The sequence below is a fragment of the Agrobacterium larrymoorei genome (genome assembly GCF_037722385.1).
Lineage (GTDB): Bacteria > Pseudomonadota > Alphaproteobacteria > Rhizobiales > Rhizobiaceae > Agrobacterium > Agrobacterium larrymoorei_C.
Window position 1 is genome coordinate 11,587 of the sequence record NZ_JBBKAQ010000016.1, and the last position, 19,129, is coordinate 30,715.

Annotated in this window: 19 protein-coding genes; 10 read left to right on the forward strand and 9 right to left on the reverse strand. The window is 58.1% G+C overall.

Features of this window, described 5'->3' with window-relative positions:
* Nucleotides 1-52: 52 nt before the first annotated feature.
* Nucleotides 53-1,408 (forward strand): dicarboxylate/amino acid:cation symporter, encoded by a 1,356-nt coding sequence (locus WKI41_RS14305; protein WP_340194176.1) that lies wholly within the window; start codon nucleotides 53-55, stop codon nucleotides 1,406-1,408.
* 66 nt (nucleotides 1,409-1,474) lie between these two features.
* Here WKI41_RS14305 and WKI41_RS14310 read toward each other — a convergent pair whose 3' ends face one another.
* Nucleotides 1,475-2,449: an AraC family transcriptional regulator gene (locus WKI41_RS14310; RefSeq protein WP_340194177.1), complete on the reverse strand. Its 975-nt coding sequence runs from the start codon at nucleotides 2,447-2,449 to the stop codon at nucleotides 1,475-1,477.
* 150 nt (nucleotides 2,450-2,599) lie between these two features.
* Here WKI41_RS14310 and WKI41_RS14315 point away from each other — a divergent pair, with 150 nt between their 5' ends.
* A complete protein-coding gene (locus WKI41_RS14315) occupies nucleotides 2,600-3,730 on the forward strand; it encodes an MFS transporter (RefSeq protein WP_340194178.1) in 1,131 nt (376 codons plus the stop codon).
* Nucleotides 3,731-3,800: 70 nt separating this feature from the next.
* On the opposite strand, the gene pgi is transcribed toward WKI41_RS14315, so the two are convergent.
* Both pgi and WKI41_RS14325 read right to left on the reverse strand, forming a co-directional pair.
* The gene (pgi, locus tag WKI41_RS14320; protein ID WP_340194179.1) at nucleotides 3,801-5,429 is read right to left on the reverse strand and encodes a glucose-6-phosphate isomerase; all 1,629 of its coding nucleotides are present in this window, start codon (nucleotides 5,427-5,429) and stop codon (nucleotides 3,801-3,803) included.
* A 98-nt stretch (nucleotides 5,430-5,527) separates the two neighbouring features.
* The gene (locus tag WKI41_RS14325; protein WP_340194180.1) at nucleotides 5,528-7,240 is read right to left on the reverse strand and encodes a long-chain-fatty-acid--CoA ligase; all 1,713 of its coding nucleotides are present in this window, start codon (nucleotides 7,238-7,240) and stop codon (nucleotides 5,528-5,530) included.
* A 261-nt stretch (nucleotides 7,241-7,501) separates the two neighbouring features.
* Between WKI41_RS14325 and WKI41_RS14330 the strand changes: the two genes are divergently transcribed.
* The 4 genes from WKI41_RS14330 to WKI41_RS14345 all read left to right on the forward strand — a co-directional run bounded on the left by WKI41_RS14330 (nucleotide 7,502) and on the right by WKI41_RS14345 (nucleotide 12,000).
* Nucleotides 7,502-8,563, forward strand: coding sequence for an ABC transporter ATP-binding protein (locus WKI41_RS14330; RefSeq protein ID WP_340194181.1), 1,062 nt, complete (start codon nucleotides 7,502-7,504; stop codon nucleotides 8,561-8,563).
* A gap of 145 nt (nucleotides 8,564-8,708) precedes the next feature.
* Nucleotides 8,709-9,734: a Fe(3+) ABC transporter substrate-binding protein gene (locus WKI41_RS14335; RefSeq protein WP_340194182.1), complete on the forward strand. Its 1,026-nt coding sequence runs from the start codon at nucleotides 8,709-8,711 to the stop codon at nucleotides 9,732-9,734.
* Between the two features lie 118 nt (nucleotides 9,735-9,852).
* A complete protein-coding gene (locus tag WKI41_RS14340; RefSeq protein WP_425341045.1) occupies nucleotides 9,853-11,583 on the forward strand; it encodes an ABC transporter permease in 1,731 nt (576 codons plus the stop codon).
* Between the two features lie 24 nt (nucleotides 11,584-11,607).
* Nucleotides 11,608-12,000 carry a PRC-barrel domain-containing protein gene (locus WKI41_RS14345; protein WP_340194183.1) on the forward strand — a complete coding sequence of 131 codons (393 nt, stop codon included), beginning with the start codon at nucleotides 11,608-11,610 and terminating at the stop codon, nucleotides 11,998-12,000.
* Between the two features lie 215 nt (nucleotides 12,001-12,215).
* Here the strand turns inward: WKI41_RS14345 and WKI41_RS14350 are convergent, their stop codons facing one another.
* The 4 genes from WKI41_RS14350 to WKI41_RS14365 form a co-directional block, all read right to left on the reverse strand.
* Nucleotides 12,216-12,461, reverse strand: coding sequence for a DUF982 domain-containing protein (locus tag WKI41_RS14350; RefSeq protein ID WP_340194184.1), 246 nt, complete (start codon nucleotides 12,459-12,461; stop codon nucleotides 12,216-12,218).
* Nucleotides 12,462-12,765: 304 nt separating this feature from the next.
* Complete coding sequence (locus WKI41_RS14355) at nucleotides 12,766-13,980, reverse strand: class I SAM-dependent methyltransferase (protein WP_340194185.1); 1,215 nt, start codon at nucleotides 13,978-13,980, stop codon at nucleotides 12,766-12,768.
* Between the two features lie 3 nt (nucleotides 13,981-13,983).
* Nucleotides 13,984-14,793, reverse strand: a complete 810-nt coding sequence (locus WKI41_RS14360; protein ID WP_340194186.1) for a DUF1365 domain-containing protein — start codon at nucleotides 14,791-14,793, stop codon at nucleotides 13,984-13,986.
* Nucleotides 14,793-16,166 carry an NAD(P)/FAD-dependent oxidoreductase gene (locus WKI41_RS14365; RefSeq protein WP_340194451.1) on the reverse strand — a complete coding sequence of 458 codons (1,374 nt, stop codon included), beginning with the start codon at nucleotides 16,164-16,166 and terminating at the stop codon, nucleotides 14,793-14,795. Before WKI41_RS14365 ends, WKI41_RS14360 begins: the two co-directional genes overlap by 1 nt.
* A 225-nt stretch (nucleotides 16,167-16,391) precedes the next feature.
* Between WKI41_RS14365 and WKI41_RS14370 the strand changes: the two genes are divergently transcribed.
* Genes WKI41_RS14370 through WKI41_RS14380 form a run of 3 tightly spaced genes read left to right on the forward strand, consistent with a single transcriptional unit; the run spans nucleotide 16,392 to nucleotide 18,043 of the window.
* Nucleotides 16,392-16,961, forward strand: a complete 570-nt coding sequence (locus WKI41_RS14370; protein ID WP_340194187.1) for a sigma-70 family RNA polymerase sigma factor — start codon at nucleotides 16,392-16,394, stop codon at nucleotides 16,959-16,961.
* Nucleotides 16,958-17,617 carry a ChrR family anti-sigma-E factor gene (locus tag WKI41_RS14375; RefSeq protein ID WP_340194188.1) on the forward strand — a complete coding sequence of 220 codons (660 nt, stop codon included), beginning with the start codon at nucleotides 16,958-16,960 and terminating at the stop codon, nucleotides 17,615-17,617. Before WKI41_RS14370 ends, WKI41_RS14375 begins: the two co-directional genes overlap by 4 nt.
* 27 nt (nucleotides 17,618-17,644) lie before the next feature.
* Complete coding sequence (locus WKI41_RS14380) at nucleotides 17,645-18,043, forward strand: DUF2177 family protein (protein WP_340194189.1); 399 nt, start codon at nucleotides 17,645-17,647, stop codon at nucleotides 18,041-18,043.
* A gap of 46 nt (nucleotides 18,044-18,089) precedes the next feature.
* Here the strand turns inward: WKI41_RS14380 and WKI41_RS14385 are convergent, their stop codons facing one another.
* Nucleotides 18,090-18,248, reverse strand: coding sequence for a YqaE/Pmp3 family membrane protein (locus tag WKI41_RS14385; protein ID WP_340194190.1), 159 nt, complete (start codon nucleotides 18,246-18,248; stop codon nucleotides 18,090-18,092).
* 263 nt (nucleotides 18,249-18,511) lie between these two features.
* Here WKI41_RS14385 and WKI41_RS14390 point away from each other — a divergent pair, with 263 nt between their 5' ends.
* Entirely contained in the window at nucleotides 18,512-18,679 is a 168-nt protein-coding gene (locus WKI41_RS14390; RefSeq protein ID WP_340194191.1) for a hypothetical protein, read from the forward strand.
* Between the two features lie 89 nt (nucleotides 18,680-18,768).
* On the opposite strand, the gene WKI41_RS14395 is transcribed toward WKI41_RS14390, so the two are convergent.
* Nucleotides 18,769-19,077, reverse strand: a complete 309-nt coding sequence (locus tag WKI41_RS14395) for a hypothetical protein (RefSeq protein WP_340194192.1) — start codon at nucleotides 19,075-19,077, stop codon at nucleotides 18,769-18,771.
* Between the last annotated feature and the right edge of the window lie 52 nt (nucleotides 19,078-19,129).

Sequence of the window (19,129 nt, forward strand, 5' to 3'; positions counted from 1 at the left end):
TCCTTCGCGCGTTAGATGCTCGAGCACTTTCGCTTTCACGGAATTCAACAACATGTCTGCTTCATCTTCCTCACAACGGGCGCAGAAGCCGTTCTATGCGTCCTTCGGTTTCCAGGTTTTCGCCGCCATGGTGGTGGGTCTTGTTCTCGGCTATATCGCCCGGGAAATGGGTCCGACGCAGGCCGGGCCGAACTGGCTGGTCCAGGCGCTTTCCACGATTGGCTCGATCTTCGTGCAGTTGTTGCGCGCGCTCGTTCCGCTCCTGATCTTCACTGCCATTGTCGCCAGCATTGCCAACCTGCGCGAGTTGAACAACGCGGCACGATTGGTCTGGCAGACGCTGCTCTGGTTCGCCATCACCGCCCTGATCGCGGTCCTCATCGGTATCACGCTGGGCCTCGTCATTCAGCCCGGCCTCAATACCGGTGTGGAAGCGACTGCGGCGGCAGCGCCGTCCACCACCGGTTCGTGGCTGGATTTCTTGAAGGGGCTAATCCCTTCGAACATTCTGGGCTTGCAGGCCTCGACCAAGGTCACCCAGACGGGCGCCACCACGGCGCTGAACTTCAACGTTCTGCAGATCCTGGTCATCTCGATTGCGGTTGGCATTGCAGCCCTTCAGGTGGGGGAGAAGGCGGAAGCTTTCCTGTCCTTTAACCGCTCGCTGCTCGCCATCACCCGCAAGATGCTCTGGTGGGTCATTCGCCTGACGCCGATCGGCACGATCGGTCTTCTCGGCAATGCGGTTGCTGTCTATGGCTGGGAGGCTCTCGCTTCTCTTGGCTGGTTCTCGGCCGCAATCTATATCGGCCTCGCGATCGTTCTTTTCGTTGTCTACCCGGTGATCCTGGCAGCCAATGGACTGAATCCGGTGCGCTTCTTCGCAGGCGCATGGCCAGCGATCCAACTCGCCTTCGTCTCCCGCTCGTCCATCGGCACATTGCCGGTGACGGAACAGGTGACGGAGCGCAATCTCGGTGTGCCAAGGGAATATTCCGCTTTCGCCGTGCCGCTCGGCGCCACCACCAAGATGGATGGCTGTGCTGCGATTTATCCAGCGATTTCGGCCATCTTCGTGGCGCAATTCTATAGCCTGCCGCTCGGCATTCAGGAATATGTGCTGATCGTCTTCGTGTCGGTCCTTGGTTCGGCGGCAACGGCCGGTCTGACAGGTGCGACCGTCATGCTAACACTCACCCTCTCTACCCTCGGCCTGCCGTTGCAGGGCGTCGGTCTGCTGCTGGCGGTCGATCCGATCCTCGATATGGGCCGTACTGCGGTCAATGTTGCCGGTCAGGCGCTGATCCCGACGATTGTTGCCAAGCGTCAAGGCATTCTCGATCAGGCTGCCTATGATCGCCACGAGGGCATCGACGCGCTCGATCCGGCGGCGACGCCTGCGGAATAAGTCCACTCGCAAGCTTAAGAAAGAGCCCGCCCTGCAGCGCAGTCGGCGGGCTTTCTTTTTGGACGCTTAAGCGTGGGGAGTGATCGACGATGAAAGAGCGCTTGGCGGATGTCCAACGATGCGCTTGAAGGCGCGGCTGAAGGCAGCCTGCGAGCCATAGCCGAGCTTCACTGCCGCCGTTTCGATCGGCATTCTTTCCTTGCTGATCCACTGCATGGCAAGGCGCATACGCAACTCGGTGAGATAGCGCACCGGCGTCATGCTGGTCACCTCCAGAAAACGCTCGGCAAAGACGGAGCGCGATGCACCCATGACGCTTGCAAGTTCCGCGAGCGTCCAGTCGTGACCTGGCTTGTTGTGAATGGCGAGGATAACGCGCCCAAGACGAGGATCGCGAAGAGCGGCCACCCAGCCGGAGGAATCGCCGCAGCCGCATTCCACCCAGGCGCGGACAATGAAAGCGGCGACAACATCGGCAAGCCGGGCGAGAATTCCGGCAAATCCGGCACGGGCCTGACGTGTTTCCCGCTCCATCGCTTCGAGCATGGGAAGGAGTTCGGGATAGCGTGAAGTCAGGGTGTTGACGAACATCACCTCTGGCATCAGCCCGGTAATCGTATGCATGGCGCCAAGATCGAACTCCATGCAGCCACTGAAGACCAGCACGCGCTTGTCTGACGGCACATCTGGTTCGCAGGTCTTAATGGCGCTGACGGAGTTGCAGAGCGGCGCGGCATCCAGAGAGCGGATGTTCTGGCAGGCAATATCAGGATTGGACAGCAGCGCATGGGGCCCGCCGCGTGGCAACAACACCGCATCGCCCGCATTCATCATATGAAGCGTACCGGAGGCTGTGCGCAGATAAACCGGTCCGCAAGCCACAAAATGAAACTGCGCACGCCCTTCAACTTCGCCGAATGAGAAGCCGAAGGGTGCAGAGGCTTCAATGCGGCGATAGTCCAAGCCCACGAGCCGCATCCCCATCAATAACTCGCTGATGAGATCTGTCGACGATTGATTTCCGGACGTTTGATCAAGCATGATGGATTTTGTGGCATGGATCGTCCGAAAAGTCGAGTCTATGCTTGGTCATCCTCTCCTCTCAAAGGACAAACAGATGAACCCGACACCTCTTTCCAATACCGCAGCGGATGGTCCCCAAAAAAACCCGCCTGGGGCGCCGTTGTCTCCATGGCGCTGGGCGTCTTCGGGCTGGTCACCGCAGAGTTTCTGCCAGCAAGCCTGCTGACGCCAATTGCCGCAGACCTTGGAATTACCGAGGGGGCTGCCGGTCAGGCGGTTACCGTCACCGCCGTCGTCGGCATGGTGGCAAGCCTGTTGATCACCTCCGCAGCACGCAACGTCGATCGTCGCCATCTGATGATGATTTTCTCTGCGTTTCTTGTCATCTCCAACCTGATGGTAGCGGCAGCGCCTGGCCTAACGATGCTGCTCATCGGTCGGTTGCTGCTCGGGATCGCGCTCGGTGGCTTCTGGGCCATGTCTACGGCCATCGTCATCCGGCTCGTTCCTGCGGACAGCGTGCCGCGCGCGCTTTCCATGATCTTCAGCGGCGTGTCCGGCGCAACCATCGTTGCGGCACCCGTCGGCAGCTATCTTGGTGACGTGGTCGGCTGGCGCTTGGTCTTCGTTCTGACGGCACTCTTGGGGGTTGCCTCGCTCATCGCCCAGTTTGCGACCCTCCCAAAGCTCGCACCAACCGGCAGCGGTAGCCTGAAGACGCTCGGTGTTGTTCTCAAGAGACCCGGCATCGCGCTTGGTCTTGTCGCTGCCACGCTGGTGTTCGGCGGTCATTTTGCCTTCTTCACTTATTTGCGCCCTTATCTGGAAGCTGATATCGGTGCAGGCATTGGCTTGGTCTCGGCACTGCTGCTTGGCTTCGGGCTTGCCAATTTCGTCGGCACGCTCACGGCCGGTTTGCTGATCAGCCGCAGCCTGAAACTGTCGCTCGCCGCCCTTCCGCTGCTCATGGCGCTGATGGCCGTGCTGCTTGTCACCACCGCGCCTCCCTTGCCGGTGGCGGCCGTGCTCGTCGCTCTCTGGGGCTTCCTCTTCGGCGCGGTCCCCGTCTCGTGGTCCACTTGGCTTGCACGCACCATTCCAGATGAAGCCGAAAGCGCCGGCGGCCTCCTCGTCGCCTCCATCCAGTTCGCCATCGGCATGGGTGCAGCCGTCGGCGGAATCATCTTCGACATGAGTGGCGCAACCAGCGTCTTTGGTACGAGCGGCCTGGTGCTTACCCTTGCCGCCATCGGCATCATGGTCGGAGTCCGCTCGAGGCCGCAACCAAGCCTGGCATGAATGCTCCAGAAAAAGGACACAAAAAAAGCCGGGATCGACGTCCCGGCTTTTTCAATGATCCTTCAGGCTTTTAGGCGGAAGCGAGCCCTGCCAGCGCTTTGACCAACCCTTGCGTCGAGCTGTCGTGATCGGCTGCACTTTCCTTGCCTTCCACCACGGGCAACAGGCCGGTTGCCAGTTCCTTGCCGAGCTCCACGCCCCACTGGTCGAATGAGTTGATGCGGAAGAGCACGCCTTCGACGAAGACGCGGTGCTCGTAGAGCGCAATTAGGCGACCCAGAGCAAAGGGCGTCAGCTTGTCGTAGACAAAGGTGATCGACGGGCGGTTGCCGGTGAAGACGCGGTGGGGCGCGATGAAATCGGCCTTCTTGTCATCCATGCCCTTGGAGGTCAGCTGCGCCTTGGCTTCCGCCAGCGTGCGGCCCTTCATCAGCGCTTCGGACTGGGCAAGGCAATTGGCGATCAGCAGCTGATGCTGATGGCGCAGTTCTTTTTCGAAGCCATTGGCGGCGATCATGAACTCGGCAGGAATGATGCTCGTGCCCTGGTGGATCAATTGGTAAAAGGCGTGCTGGCCGTTGGTGCCGGGTTCGCCCCAAACGACGGGACCGGACTGGCCTTCTACCGGTGTTCCGTCGATGGTCACACCCTTGCCGTTCGATTCCATGTCGAGCTGCTGCAGATAGGCGGGGAAGCGCGACAGACGCTGATCGTAAGGAAGGATCGCGCGCGTTGGGTAGTTCAGCACGTTGCGGTGATAGAAGCCGATCAGGCCGAGCAGCATCGGCAGGTTCTGACGGAAGGGTGCCTCGCGGAAATGCCTGTCCATGGCATGCGCTCCATCGAGAAACTCGCCGAACTTTTCCGGGCCGATGGCGATCATCAGCGGGAGGCCGATAGCAGACCAGATGGAGTAGCGGCCGCCAACCCAGTCCCAGAAGCCAAAAATGCGGTTACTGTCGATCCCGAAGGCGGCGACCTTGTCGAGGGCGGTGGAAACGGCGCAGAAGTGATGCTTGACGGCCTCTTCACCCAGAGTCTCGGCGATGAACTTGCGGGCTGTGGCCGCATTCGTCATCGTCTCGATGGTGGTGAAGGTCTTTGAGGCAACGATGAAGAGCGACGTTTCGGGGTCGATCAGCTTCAGCGTGTCGGCAATATGCGCGCCATCGATGTTGGAGACGAAGTGGGAGCGTGGGCCGTCGTGAAAGGGAGCAAGAGCAAGCGTCGCCATGACCGGACCAAGGTCCGAGCCACCAATGCCGATATTGATGACGTCGGTGATCTTCTTGCCGGTTGCGCCTTTGAGCGAGCCGGAGCGGATCGCATCGGCAAACTTGCCCATGGCGGAAAGAACGTCGTTCACATCCGGCATCACGTCCTTGCCGTCAACAAGAACGGGCGTGTTCGAGCGGTTGCGAAGAGCGGTATGGAGGACAGCACGCCCTTCGGTGAAATTGATCTCCTTGCCGGAGAACATCTCCTCGCGCTTTTGCGCCACGCCGCCTTCAGTTGCAAGCTTTTCGAGCAGCGCCAGAATGTCGTCATTCACCGCGCATTTGGAGTAATCCATCAAAAGGTCGTCGAAGCGGGCGCTGAACCATTCGAAGCGCTGACCATCTGCAGCGAAAGCGGCTCGAATGTCCGTCGCATTGGTGCTGGCGGCTGTGGATTTCAGGGTCTCGACGATGGCCTGCATGGAAAGCTCCTCATGCTCCGTGGAAGGATGAAGAAACTATTCTCTTTCATCGGGCCAAATCAAGGCGTGTTCGGCTGAATTATTTCAAACGTCGCCAATCAGTTAGCCAGCTTTCTCAGTTCACGACGCAGGATCTTGCCGACATTGGTCTTTGGCATTTCTGCAATGAACTCGATATGCTTTGGCCGCTTGTAGTTGGTCAGTCCTTCGGCGCAGAAGGCCTTCAAATCCGCAGCGGTCAAAGCCTGATCCTTCTTGACCACGTAAAGCTTCACCGCTTCGCCGGAATGCTCATCGGGCACACCGACAGCCGCGCACTCCTGTACGCCGGGATGGGCTGCCGCCACTTCTTCGATTTCGTTTGGATAGACATTGAAACCGGAGACGAGGATCATGTCCTTCTTGCGGTCGACGATCTTGGTATAGCCGCGTTCATCCATCACGCCCATGTCGCCGGAGCGGAAAAAGCCGTCGGGCGTCATGACCTTGGCGGTTTCGTCCGGACGCTGCCAGTAGCCGGCCATGACTTGCGGGCCGCGAATGCAGATCTCACCAACCTCGCCGATGGCCAGGCTGTTGCCGTCATCATCGCGAATGTCGATATCGGTGGAAGGAACGGGAAGACCAATCGTGCCGCTGAAGCCGTTCTGGTCGAGGCAGTTTACCGTGGCGACCGGCGAGGTTTCCGAAAGCCCATAGCCTTCGCTGATAGCTGTGCCGGTAATAGAGAACCAACGTTCGGCCACCGGGCGCTGCACGGCCATGCCGCCGCCCAGGACCAAAACCAGCGACGAAAAGTCCAGATTGCGGAAATCCTCATTGTTCATCAACGCATTGAACAGCGTATTGATGCCGGGGAACACATGCGCCTTATAGCCAGACAGTTCCTTGACGAAGCCGGGAATGTCGCGCGGATTGGCAATCAGCAGGTTGTGACCGCCTAGCGCGATCCCCATCAGAGAATTCACCGTCAGCGCGAAGATATGATAAAGCGGTAGCGCACAGACGAAGTTGAGAACCTCCGGGCGGTTCTTGCGGGCAAAGACCGGCTCCATCCACAGCGCGATCTGCGCCTTGTTGGCCAGAAGGTTGGCATGGGTGAGAATCGCGCCCTTGGAAATGCCCGTCGTGCCGCCGGTATATTGCAGAAAGGCGACATCGCTGCGGTCCAGCTTGACGGGTTTCAGCGTCGTGTTGCGCGCCTGCTTCAGCACGCTCTTGTAGCTGATCGCCTGCGGAAGAGCATAGGCGGGAACGAGCTTCTTGACCTTGCGCACCACGAGATTGACGATGTGACCCTTGAAGCCCAGGAGATCGCCCATGGTCGCGACAATCACGTGCTTCACATCGGTTTTCGGCAGCGCCTGTTGCACCACATGGGCGAAGTTTTCCAGAACGAACAGCGCTTTCGCACCGGAATCCTTCAACTGATGTTCGAGTTCACGCGGGGTGTAGAGCGGATTGACGTTCACGACCGTCAGGCCAGCGCGCAGGATCGCATAGGTCGCAACCGGGTTCTGCAGAATATTCGGCATCATCACCGCGACGCGGTCACCCTTCTGCAGGCCGATGCTCTGCAGCCAGCCGCCAATGGCGCGCGTCTGTTCTTCAAGTTCGCGATAGGTGATGGACTTTCCCATGCTGGAAAAAGCCTTGCGATCGGCAAACTGCTTGCAGCTTCGTTCCAGGAGTTCGGCAAGGGAGATGTAGCCGAGGTCGGGCAATTCCGCCGGTATGCCTTGCGGATAAGATGCAAGCCATGGCCGCTGCACGGCCCGAGGCTCCTGACGAATCGCACTGGTATCGCTCATTGCTTTCCTCCCATTCTGCTCCCCGAAACCGTCCTCGGCATCCTTATCCTTCTGATGGGTCCTCATCCATCAGATTGTCTGCCGTCCTCGGTCACGAGGGTAGATGATGCTCCCGAAGTCATCCACTCACATCAGCGTAATTAACTCTAACGTAAACGTCAACTCTTCTGCATCGCCGCTCGCATGCTCCCGTAAAATTGCGTTTTGACTTTAATCCTGAATTGCGCAATCAACAAACTGACGTCGATGATGGGTGTTTTGATGGCAGAGGTTGCAGCGCTAAAGTTGACCGGTATCGGCAAGGTTTTTGCTGGCGTGCCTGTTTTGAAAGATATCGATTTGTCGGTATCGAAGGGCGAAATAATCTGCCTCGTTGGCCGCTCCGGTTGCGGAAAGTCCACCCTGCTGCGCATCATTGCCGGTGTCGAGACACCGGACGCTGGCACAATACGCATGAACGGCGCAGAGATCGTCGGACCGTCTCTCTTCGTTGAGCCGGAAAAGCGTCGGATCGGCTTCGTCTTTCAGGATTATGCGCTCTTTCCCCATCTGACGGTCGAACAGAATGTCCTCTTCGGTCTGAAAGGATTGCCGCGAAAAGAAGCACACGCCCGTACCGCCGAGATGCTGGAGCATGTGCGCCTGTCGGATCTTGCCAAGCGCTATCCGCACACGCTGTCCGGCGGCGAGCAGCAGCGTGTTGCGCTTGCCCGCGCCTTGGCCCCGAAGCCAGAAATTCTGCTCATGGACGAACCCTTCTCAAACCTCGACCGCGGCCTGCGCGACAGCGTGCGCGAGGAAACGATCGGGCTTTTGCGCGCGCTTCAGACCACGGCGATCATGGTGACGCACGATCCGGAAGAGGCGTTATCGGCCGGCGATCGCGTCGTTCTCATGCAGTCCGGCCAGATCGTTCAGTCAGGTACGGGCTACGATCTTCATGACCGCCCCGTCAGCCGCTACGCCGCGGATTTCTTCTGCGCATTCAACAAGGTGGAAGGCACGGTCAAAAACGGACGTGTGGAAACACCGATTGGCCTCTTCTCCCACGGCGGCGACTTGAAGGAAGGAGCGCCCGCCCTTGTTTACATCCGCCCGGGCGAGATCGAGGTTCAGGACGCAGATGGCGCGTCCCACACCAATCTCCTTAGGGGCGAGGTATCCGGTCGCATGTTCATGGGCGAGATCGAACAACTGTCGATCAGCGTTCCGGGTCTACAACGGGACTTGCGCGTTCGCAGCATGAAGCGGACACCGATCAATGTGAAGGATGTTCATCTTGCAGTCGATCCTCAGCACGTACTGATATTTACTCAGGATTGAAATCCAAAAATTTACGCTGGGAAAATGGTTCATTCTCAACTCAAAGTGAACATCACCGTTAGGAATCCAGCAGATTAAACTTGATTTGCATTATCATGTATGATCAGTGCCCTTCGACATCATTCGAAGTCCGAAGGGGAAAGAGATGGGTTTTTTCAATACCAAAAACATTGCACTGCTGGCAGGCGTTGCCGGATCGATTATCGCAGGCGCAGCCAATGCTGCGGAGCTCAATATCTACACCACCCGTGAACCGGCTCTCGTTCAGCCGCTGCTGGATGCGTTCAGCAAGGAAAGCGGCGTTAAGGTCAACACCGTCTTCATGAAGGATGGTCTTGCAGAACGTGTGCTCAGCGAAGGCGCAAGCTCGCCAGCAGATATTCTGATGACGGTGGATGCTGGCAATCTTGTCGATCTCGTCGAAAAGGGTGTCACCCAGCCGGTCGAATCCAAGGTTCTGATCGAATCCATCCCGGCAGAACTACGGGACGCAAAAGGCAACTGGTTCGCGCTCTCCATGCGTGCTCGCGTTCTCTATGCCGCCAAGGACCTCGACCTGACCACCTTCAATTATGAAGATCTGGCCGATCCGAAGTGGAAGGGTAAGGTCTGCATTCGCTCCGGCCAGCACCCTTACAACACAGCTCTCTTTGCCGATTACATCGCCCATTACGGCGCTGAAAAGACTGAAGCCTGGTTGAAGGGCGTCAAGGACAATCTTGCCCGCAAGGCCGGCGGCGGAGACCGTGACGTTGCCAAGGACATTCTTGGCGGTATTTGCGATGTCGGCTTGGCAAATTCCTACTATGTCGGCCTGATGCGCTCCGGCAAGGGCGGAGAAGAGCAGGTCAAGTGGGGCGAGGCGATCAAGGTCATTCTCCCGACGTTCAAGGACGGCGGAACTCAGGTGAATATTTCTGGTGCAGCTGTCGCCAAGAACGCGCCGAACAAGGCCGACGCCGTGAAGCTTCTCGAATACCTCGTCTCCGACGGAGCACAGAAGATCTACGCTGAAGCCAACTTCGAATATCCGGTCAAGCCGGGTGCGGCTCTGAATGAGGTCGTCGCCTCCTTCGGCACGCTGAAGATCGATCCTAAGCCGTTGACGGAGATCGTTTCCCACCGCAAGCAGGCCAGCGAACTGGCTGATAAGGTCGGCTTCGATAACTAAGGCTTGAGCCTCGGACCAGTGGTCCGGCATATGCATGGCGAGGCGCCTGTTTCACGCGGGCGCCTTTACCGTTTTCAGTATATCGATAATCATCCACGATAAGGCTCTCAGCACCCGCATGGTTTCAGACACCGCCAGTCCCACAACGATGAAAGCCAGATCGAGATTTCATGCGAATGTCTGGTGGCTGGTGGCGTCGGCGGTGATTGCGGGGCTTGCGCTTCTGCCCGTGGCAGCATTGGTGACACAAGCCATGCAGGGCTCGACAGGGCTATGGGCACATCTTCGCGATACGGTGCTGGCAACCGCCCTGCCTGACACGCTGATTTTGCTCCTCGGCGTCGGCATACTGGCGGGCGTACTCGGCACGGCGTCCGCCTGGCTGGTCGCCGCGCATGATTTTCCAGGGCGCAGCATTCTCGAATGGGCGCTACTCCTGCCGCTCGCCATGCCCACCTACATCATGGCCTACGCCTATCTTGATATTCTCCATCCGCTCGGTCCGGTCCAAGGGGCCGTGCGTTGGCTGCTTGGCTATTCCAGCCCGCGCGAGTTTCGCCTACCCGATATTCGCAACATGACCGGCTGCATCCTGCTCCTCGGCTTCGTTCTCTACCCGTATGTCTATATTCCGGTCCGAGCGATGTTCCTGACCCAGGCCGGCAATCTGCTTGAGGCCGCCCGGCTCCTCGGTACCTCGCGCAGGTCGCTCTTCCTGCGGGTCGCCGTACCCTTGTCACGCCCGGCGATCGCCGTCGGTATCAGCCTGACATTGATGGAAGCGCTGAACGATATCGGCGCATCGGAATTTCTCGGCGTTCGCACCCTGACGGTGTCGATCTACACGACTTGGGTGACGAAATCGGACCTGCCAGGGGCGGCGCAGATTGCGCTATGCATGCTGGTGCTGGTCGTTGCCCTCGTGGCGCTGGAGCGTTGGGCACGCCGCCGACAAAGCTACTCGCTCTCCGCTCAGAAAAGCAGGACTCTCGAACCGCTGCGCATCAATGGCGCCTGGGGTTGGCTTGCGTTCGCTCTAGGCAGCCTGCCGATCGTGATCGGCTTTGCCGGTCCTGCACTCTATCTCATCACGCAAGCCTGGAAGCGTTACCAGTTCAGCGGCGTTTCCTCCCGCTTCCTTTCCGAGGCCATCAACACCATCGTCGTTGCTGGGTTCGCCACACTTACTACGCTACTTCTCGGGCTTGTGGTCGCTTATGCCCTGCGCATCGTGCCAGGCAGGGCGTCCCTCTGGTGCTTCCGGCTTGCAACGGTCGGCTATGCGGCACCAGGAACCGTGATCGCCATCGGCGTGCTGATCGCTCTTGGTGGCTTCGACAGGTTCGTTGATCAGACCATGCAGAGTTGGTTCGGGTTCTCCACCGGGCTTCTGCTGATTGGCAGCGGGGCCGCCTTGATCTTTGCGTATACAGCGCGCTTCCTGACGATCGCCGCGGGCGGGATTGATGCGGGCTTGAGCCGCATTCCACTCTCCTTTGATCACGCGTCCCGTACCTTGGGACGTGCACCAGGCGCAACCTTTTGCCATGTGCATCTACCATTATCCAAGGCTGCCATGGCAGCGGCAGGCCTGCTGGTCTTTGTCGATTGCGTCAAGGAACTGTCAGCGACGCTGCTTCTGCGACCTTTAAATTTCGAGACTTTCTCGACGCAGCTTTACGGAGAGGCGGCGAGGGGTACCTATGAGGAAGCCTCGATCGCGGCTCTTGCCATCGTGCTGATCGGCATTCTGCCCGTGATACTTTTAGCGCGTGTCGGCAAACCGCGGGGCCTGCCCCCTCGCAAGATATTGGAACGAATTGTCGGTCGTCGGGTTAATTCGTCATGACGCAGCAAAAAGAGGAGATGCATCATGCTTCACCAGGAACCCCGCGCCGGTCAGGACCCATACGTCAAGGACACGCCAAGCTTTATCGCCAGCGACAAGGTTGAGGGCACGAACGTCTATGGCGCCGACGGCAAGAAGATCGGCTCTATCGAGCGTATCATTCTCGAAAAGCGTGGCGGCCGAGTCGCTTATGCTATCTTGAGCTTCGGCGGCTTTATGGGCATCGGCGATGAGTACTATCCGCTACCCTGGGAAAAACTTCACTACGATGAAGAACTCGACGGCTACCGCGTCGATCTGACGAAAGAGCAGATTGAAAACGCACCGCGCTTCGCGGAACGCGAGGACGATAGCTGGTATGGGCGCGAAGACCGCAAAGTCTATGACTATTACGGCGTTCCTCCATACTGGATGTAAAAAACGACATCAGTGGAAAACGGCTCCGAGAGGGGCCGTTTTCTTTTGCGGACCAGAGGTTAGACTCACCGCGATCGAGCAGCCATTGATGGATCGAAGCGGCGCATATTCTGGCTGATCCCCTTCAAGGCAAACGCGCTTCAGAAGGCATCCTCGGGCGGATCCCGAGGATGTTAAGGTTTGATCGATAGGGCATTAGACAGCATAAAGGCCGCTCAGTGCGGCCTTCCTGTCTTCGCTTCCGATACTGCGTCTTCGAAACAGCGGCGTGCCTCTTCAGGCGTCTTGCGCCCATCGAGCGCGGCGCGGCAGGCGCTTCTGGCGCGTACGAAAGTCAGTCCTCGTGCGTGTGGCCAATTTTCGGTAAGTAGCGTCAGCGCATCGAAGGGGCCGGAGATGACGTTCCGGCTATTCTTGTCGAAGCTCACTTCGACGGGTTCTGTCCATACGGTCTGCTTCATTGAACACCTCCCTAACAACCAGACCAAACGCCTCATGCGTGGGCCTGGTTCCCGTCAGGGAGACTATTCCGAACGCCCCGGTTTTACAACCGGGAGATTAGCTTCAGCGGAAGCCGAAGAAAGACAGGATGGCAAGTACGATAACGACCAGGCCGACGATGTAGATGATCTGATTCATGGGGTAGCCTCCGTTGGGAGCCGGCCTTGCCGACGCTTGAAATCTTTCACCATAACGTGAAGAGAGACTTCAAGTTCCCGAAGAAGGCGTATTTTCGGTTGTGGGCTAGCTAATCGCGTGCGTTGCTTACTTGCTAAGCGTGAACTGAACAACGTCGATCCGCCCACATCGAAAGCCTGCCGCGCAGTAATGCAGATAGTACTGCCACATGCGACGAAAGCGCTCGTCGAAGCCCATCGGCTCGATCCGCTCCCAGTTGGCAATGAAGGCGCGGTCCCAAAGCATGAGCGTTCGGTCATAGTCCTGGCCGAAGCGCAGTTCGTCGCTAACCGGAACGCCCTCGCGCGCCGCCGCCTCTCTAAATGCCGTGATGGAGGGCAGCATGCCGCCGGGGAAGATGTAGGTCTGGATGAAATCGGCGTTGCGACGATACTGCTCGAAGGATCCCTCATCGATGGTGATAACCTGCACCACCGCCTTACCGCCAGGCGCTAGAAGCTCCCGCACCCGCTTGAAGTACACCGGCCAGTTCTCCTCGCCCACGGCCTCGAACATCTCGATAGAAACGATCTTGGAGTAGCTGCCCTGGCAATCCCGGTAATCCTCCAGCCGAATATCGCTGCGCTCGGACAGGCCCGCTTTGGCAAGCCGATTGCGCGCATAGGCCGCTTGCTCCTGAGAAAGGGTTAGTCCGGTGACGCGGCAGCCGGTCTTCGCCATCGCATATTCGGCAAAACCGCCCCAGCCGCAGCCGATCTCCAGCACGTGGTCATCCGGCCCAATTTGTAGCTCTTCGACGATGCGGTCATATTTTGCGTTCTGCGCTTCGGCGAGCGTCTGCCCCGTTTGGGTGAAAAGCGCGGAAGAGTAGGTCATGGTCTCGTCAAGCCATGCGCCATAGAACCGATTGCCGAGATCATAGTGGAACGCGATATTGCGGCGGCTTCCGGACTTTGAGTTGCGCCGCAGGCGGTGGCGGAGATAATCGATGGTCGCCGAAAGGCGCGAAGGCCGCGAAAGCGACAACCAGTTCTTTTCATTGGCGACGGCCAGTTCCAGCAGTGCGGAAATATCTGGGCTGTCCCAATCACCGTCCATGTAGGCGCGCGCAAAGCCCATATCGCCGCCCGTCACCAAACGACGGACCAGCCGACCCCGGTTCAGCGAAATCACCCCATGCGGTCCGGGCTCTTTACCCTGCAACACATATTCCTGCCCGCCGGGAAAAACGAGCGTCAGACGTCCATGCGTCAAACCGCTCAGTCTCCGGCAGATCATCCTTTGCCATAGTGGAGCAGTTTGAAGGAGAAACGGGCGCGTTTCCTGTTCAGCGTGGCTCATTGTTCATGCCTCCCATGATTGCGACGTTTTGGCGGGGACGGAGCTCGCGATGCGGCTCTGAGCGGCCTTGTGGCGATAAAGCGGGTTGCCCTTGACCCAGAGCAGAAGGGCTTCCCAATGGATGGCGCCCATAATCTTGAGCGTCATCAACGGATGGGACAGAAAACATCTGGCAAGTGCGTCATCCGTCAATGGACGGCGCTTGCCGGTAAAGGAGGCAAACAGCAGTTCGCCCTCGGTATCGCGCTCGTTGATGGCAACGCGGACCGTATCTTCCGGCGGATCGATGCGAAAATCATAGGTGCATTCCATCGGCACGAAGGGCGACACGTACATTTCCTTGTCGCAGGCGTGCCGGACGGTGCCGCCATCGGCGTTCAGTGTCGGAATGATGTAGGTATGCCGCTCGTGGAAAGTGTTGCAAACTTCATAGAGAATGGCGATCAGCCGATCATTCTGACGACGGTCCCGGCAGAAGTAGACCGTCAATGGATTGAAAACATAGCCAAAAATTCGCGGATAGCAGAGCATCTCGACACGCAGTTCTTCGAGCGGCACGTCGATGTCAGCCTCGCCAAGACGCGCGTTGCACCAGTCTTTCAACGCACCCTTTTCGCCGACGCCATGATCCTTGTCGTGAAAGCTGAAGATGGAAAATCGATTATGAGCGAAGAGGCGCATGGTCGCGTCGACGAGCGGCAATTCATCCAGATCCAGAAGCAGCGAAAAAACGCGGTAGCGGAGTTTGTGCGCGCGCGGCCGATGACGCGCATGCACGACGTTGCCGGCGTAGATCGCGGAGCGCAACGTCATCAGACGCGCTCCTCGACAGGCGAGAGAAAGATGCGGCCGGATTCGTTTTCCACCGTCCACGGTCGCTTTACGCCGCTCAGTGCTTCTGCCACAGCAAGACCGGACTGAATGCCGTCTTCATGAAAGCCGCTGCCGAAATGCGCGCCGCAGAACCAGGTGTTACGGCGACCCTGGAGCGACCAGAGGCTTTTCTGCGCCGCCATGGCCTTCGCATCGAAAAGCGGATGGGCATAATCGAAGCTCTGGATGATCTTGGCCGGATCGACCGCGCGAGAGGGGTTGAGCGTGACGAAAAGCGGCGTGGTCTGATCGATTGGCTGCAGCTTGTTCATCCAATAGGTGACGCAAAGCGCTTCGTTGCCGCGCGAGCCCGGTTCACTGAGGTAATTCCAGCTGGACCACACTGCTTTACGCTTCGGCATCAATCGCTCATCGCTGTGAAGCATGGCCGTGTTGCTTGTGTATTCGAACGCGCCGAGGAGAGCCTGTTCCTGATCATCGGCATCGGCGAGAAGCGAAAGGGCGTCATCCGCATGCGTGGCGATCACCACGTCGTCAAAAACCGACGCATCGCCCGCCCGGTCTACAACCGTCACCCCCTCTGGTGTCCGACGGATAGCGGCAACAGGGCTTGAAAGACGCACTGTACCGCGAAACTCGGCAAGCACGCGCGACACATATTCACGGCTCCCGCCCTTGACTGTCCGCCACTGCGGGCGGCCGGAAAGCTGAACGAGTCCGTGATTGACGAAAAAGCGAATGAAGGCGTGCAGCGGATAATCGCGCATGTCATTGGCGGTCATCGACCAGATGGCGGCGCCCATCGGCAGAAGATGATCGTCGACAAAGCCGGCCGAATAATTGTTTCGATCGAGATAGTCACCGAGGCTGACGCCGCGAAGGCTCGTGTCGTTGAGAAGATCCGGCGCCACTTTGTAGAAGCGCATGATGTCACGCACCATTTTCCAGAAGCGCGGACGCAAGAGATTGGACTTCTGCCCGATCAACCCGGCGAAATCGGAACCCGAATATTCCAGCGCTCCACCGCGAAGCGATGCGGCAAAAGACATGTCGGAAGCAGCCGTCTGCACACCCAGATGGGCAAACAGCGCGACAAGATTTGGATAGTTCTTTTCATTATAGACGATGAAGCCGGTATCGACGGCGATAGGCGCTTTGCTCGCCTGTTCAACCTCGACCGTGTTCGCGTGGCCACCTGGTCGGTGGTCGCTCTCGTAAAGCGTTACATTGCAGGACTTGTCCAGTAGCCATGCGGCAGAGAGACCGGAGATGCCCGAACCGATAACGGCAACCTTACGCGGTGCCTGTCCGTCTCTTGCCCGTGACGATATATCCATGACTTCCAGGTCCATCTTCTTCATGTCCAACGTTACGCATGACGATGCCCAATGGATTTCCGGAATGCTAAAATTTTGTCTTCTCCCGTACGGTGAGTGATCCACTGAAATAGACGTGCCGTAGTCGCCAGCATGACGATAAATGTTTCCATAGCGTCGGCGCCGTGCCACTATATGAGCAACAATAGGAAGAAGCCTGTTGCTCAGAAAACGCGTGGGAGCGAGGTAAAACCTATTCGCATGGGTGAAACGGTCCAGAACAATATCGAGGACGAGCTTCCCGGACTGCTAAGAGCGATTGCATCTGAACGCAGCGTGGAGGCGTTCGAAGCCGTATTTCGGTACTTCGGGCCACGCGTGCGGGTCTATATGTTACGGCAGGTGCGCGACGCGCAGGCCGCTGAGGAACTGATGCAGGAAACAATGATGACGGTCTGGAACAAGGCCGCCCTCTTCGATCCAGCAAGAGGCAACGTCTCCGCCTGGATATTCAGAATCGCTCGCAACCTGAGAATTGACGCGCACCGCCGCGACCGCCGGCCCGAATTCGATATGAACGATCCGGCCTTTGTCGCTGATGATGCGCCGGCTGCCGATGCCCAGATGGAAGAGTTGCAGGATGCCGAGCGTTTGCACCGCGCGTTGGCCGCTCTACCGCAGGAGCAGAGAGACCTCTTGAAGCGGTCTTTCTTCGAGGAAATGTCCCATAGCGTCATCGCCCAACAGCTTGGTCTTCCCATCGGAACAGTCAAGTCGCGCATCCGGCTTGCCTTTGCGAAGCTCAGAACAGCTTTGGAGTCGCGCACATGAGTGTTCGGCACCACATCAGCGATGAATTGCTTCTGGATTATGCCTCAGGCAGTTTAGCGGAAAGCTGGAGCCTGGCTGTTGCCACCCACCTTGCGCTATGTCCGGAGTGCCGCAAGCGACTGCATGCGATGGAGATGACGGCCGGCGCGCTGTTACGCGATGTCGAACCCGTCCAGGGAATTTCGGAAGGTCAATGGAGCGCAATGAAGGCGCGCATGCGTGCCGAGGCTCCTGCAGAGCATAGGCCTTCAACGGTTTCAGCCAACAGGGCCTCGGTGTTGCCGGAACCTCTGCGCTCCTATGCAGGCGGTGATATCGACAAGCTGAAATGGAAGCCGCTCGGCCCAGGCGCTTACCACTTCCCCATTCCGACCCGAGATGGCGAGGCGCAGGTCCGTTTGCTGAGGATCCCGGCTGGAAAGCCGGTTCCTGAACATACCCATGGCGGGCGTGAGTTGACGGTTGTCCTAACCGGATGTTTCCGCGATGGCGACGACGTCTTTCGCCGCGGTGACTTCGAAGAGGCGGACGAAGACCTCACCCACCAGCCTATTGCCGGCGAGGGAGAGGACTGCATTTGCCTCGCTGTCACAGATGCGCCGCTGAAGTTCAAGAGCTGGATCGTGCGGCTGGTACAGCCCGTTTTGGGAATCTAATCCCCGTTCATAAAGGAAGCTCGCCGCATGCAAATGATCGTCGCCTATATCGCAACGGCTATCGTCTTCTTCGGCCTGGATTTCCTCTGGCTCTCGAAGCTTGCGGTCGGTTTTTACAGGCGGGAAATTGGGCAGCTGATGCTGCCGAAACCAAACTTCGTGGCCGCGGGCATCTTCTACCTCTTCTATATCGCCGGCATCGTCTATTTCGCAGTAATGCCGTCTTTCACCGGTGGTTCGATCGGTGAGGCGCTTTTGTCCGGCGCAATCTTCGGCTTCCTCGCTTATGGCACCTACGATATGACGAACCTTTCCACCCTCAAGGGCTGGACATGGCGTCTATGTGTAGTTGACGTCGTTTGGGGTACATTACTGACCGGCGTCGCCGCAGCTGCTGGAGCTTGGGCGACCCGGGCGCTAATCTGAAGTTGTAACGCCTCGCGGCTGAGCCGCGAGACATAGTCGGCTGGAATTACCGGCGCAGAATGACCCAGATCGCGTGGATGATGCCGGGGATATAGCCGCACAGCGTCAGCAGAATGTTCAGCCAGAATTGCAGGCCGAGGCCTACCTGCAAGAAAACGCCGACTGGCGGCAGGATGATGGCGAGCAATATGCGAATGATATCCACGATCTAAAATCCTTGTCCATTGTTGTCCGGCAAGTAACGTGGTTCGAAGCCGATTGGTTTCAACCCTAGTTTCTGCTGCCTGTGAACATCCGCTTTCGGACGTTGACGAGCGCCATAGAGATTTAGCCTGTCGCCCGAAAATAGTTTCACGATAAAATGGCTATCGTGTTGTCTCTTTACGGATTGATAACCAAATATATCGGACGGTAAGAAAGGGTGTTTATCGCCTCACCATATCCACATTAGCGCCTATGGTAAGATCCATGAGAAAGCCGATAGACAAAGCCGGACTGATCTTCGTCGCTCTGCTGTGCGTCCTGGTCGGTCTCGTCCTCAGCATCGTCCTCTTCGACGACAAGATTCATATCTCGCCCCAGGCTCAAGACGGATCATTGATCCCGCGCACAACACCGCATCAACCGGTCAACTGACGCGGACTCACGAGGATGCACGTCCTCGGCTTGGTGGCATTCAGGGAGCCGAGCCTCTGGATTACGGCGCACGCCAGCGAATGTTAGCGTCAAATCCCGTCGAGAGCGACTTCGCGAGAGGCGTGATCGATCCGCTCCTGCAACGCCACAGCGACGGCACCTAGAAACTCCTGACGTCGTGTTTCGTGGACGACCATTGGTGACGACTTCAGTCGCGCCAGGATTTTCTCCATGAACCCCACATGGTTGAAGCTATCGGCCGCGATATTGACCTCAACCTCTTCCATGTAGTGGGCCAGGTGCGGCTCCAGCTCCAGATTTTCGTCCATCTGGTACCGATTGGCCATCTGCTCTCCCAGCGTCGCCATCTGCGCATAGGGGCCAAATTCGTCGATCATTCAATCTCCTCTCTTACGTTGAAAGACAAACATAGGCGAGCCGATGAAGAAG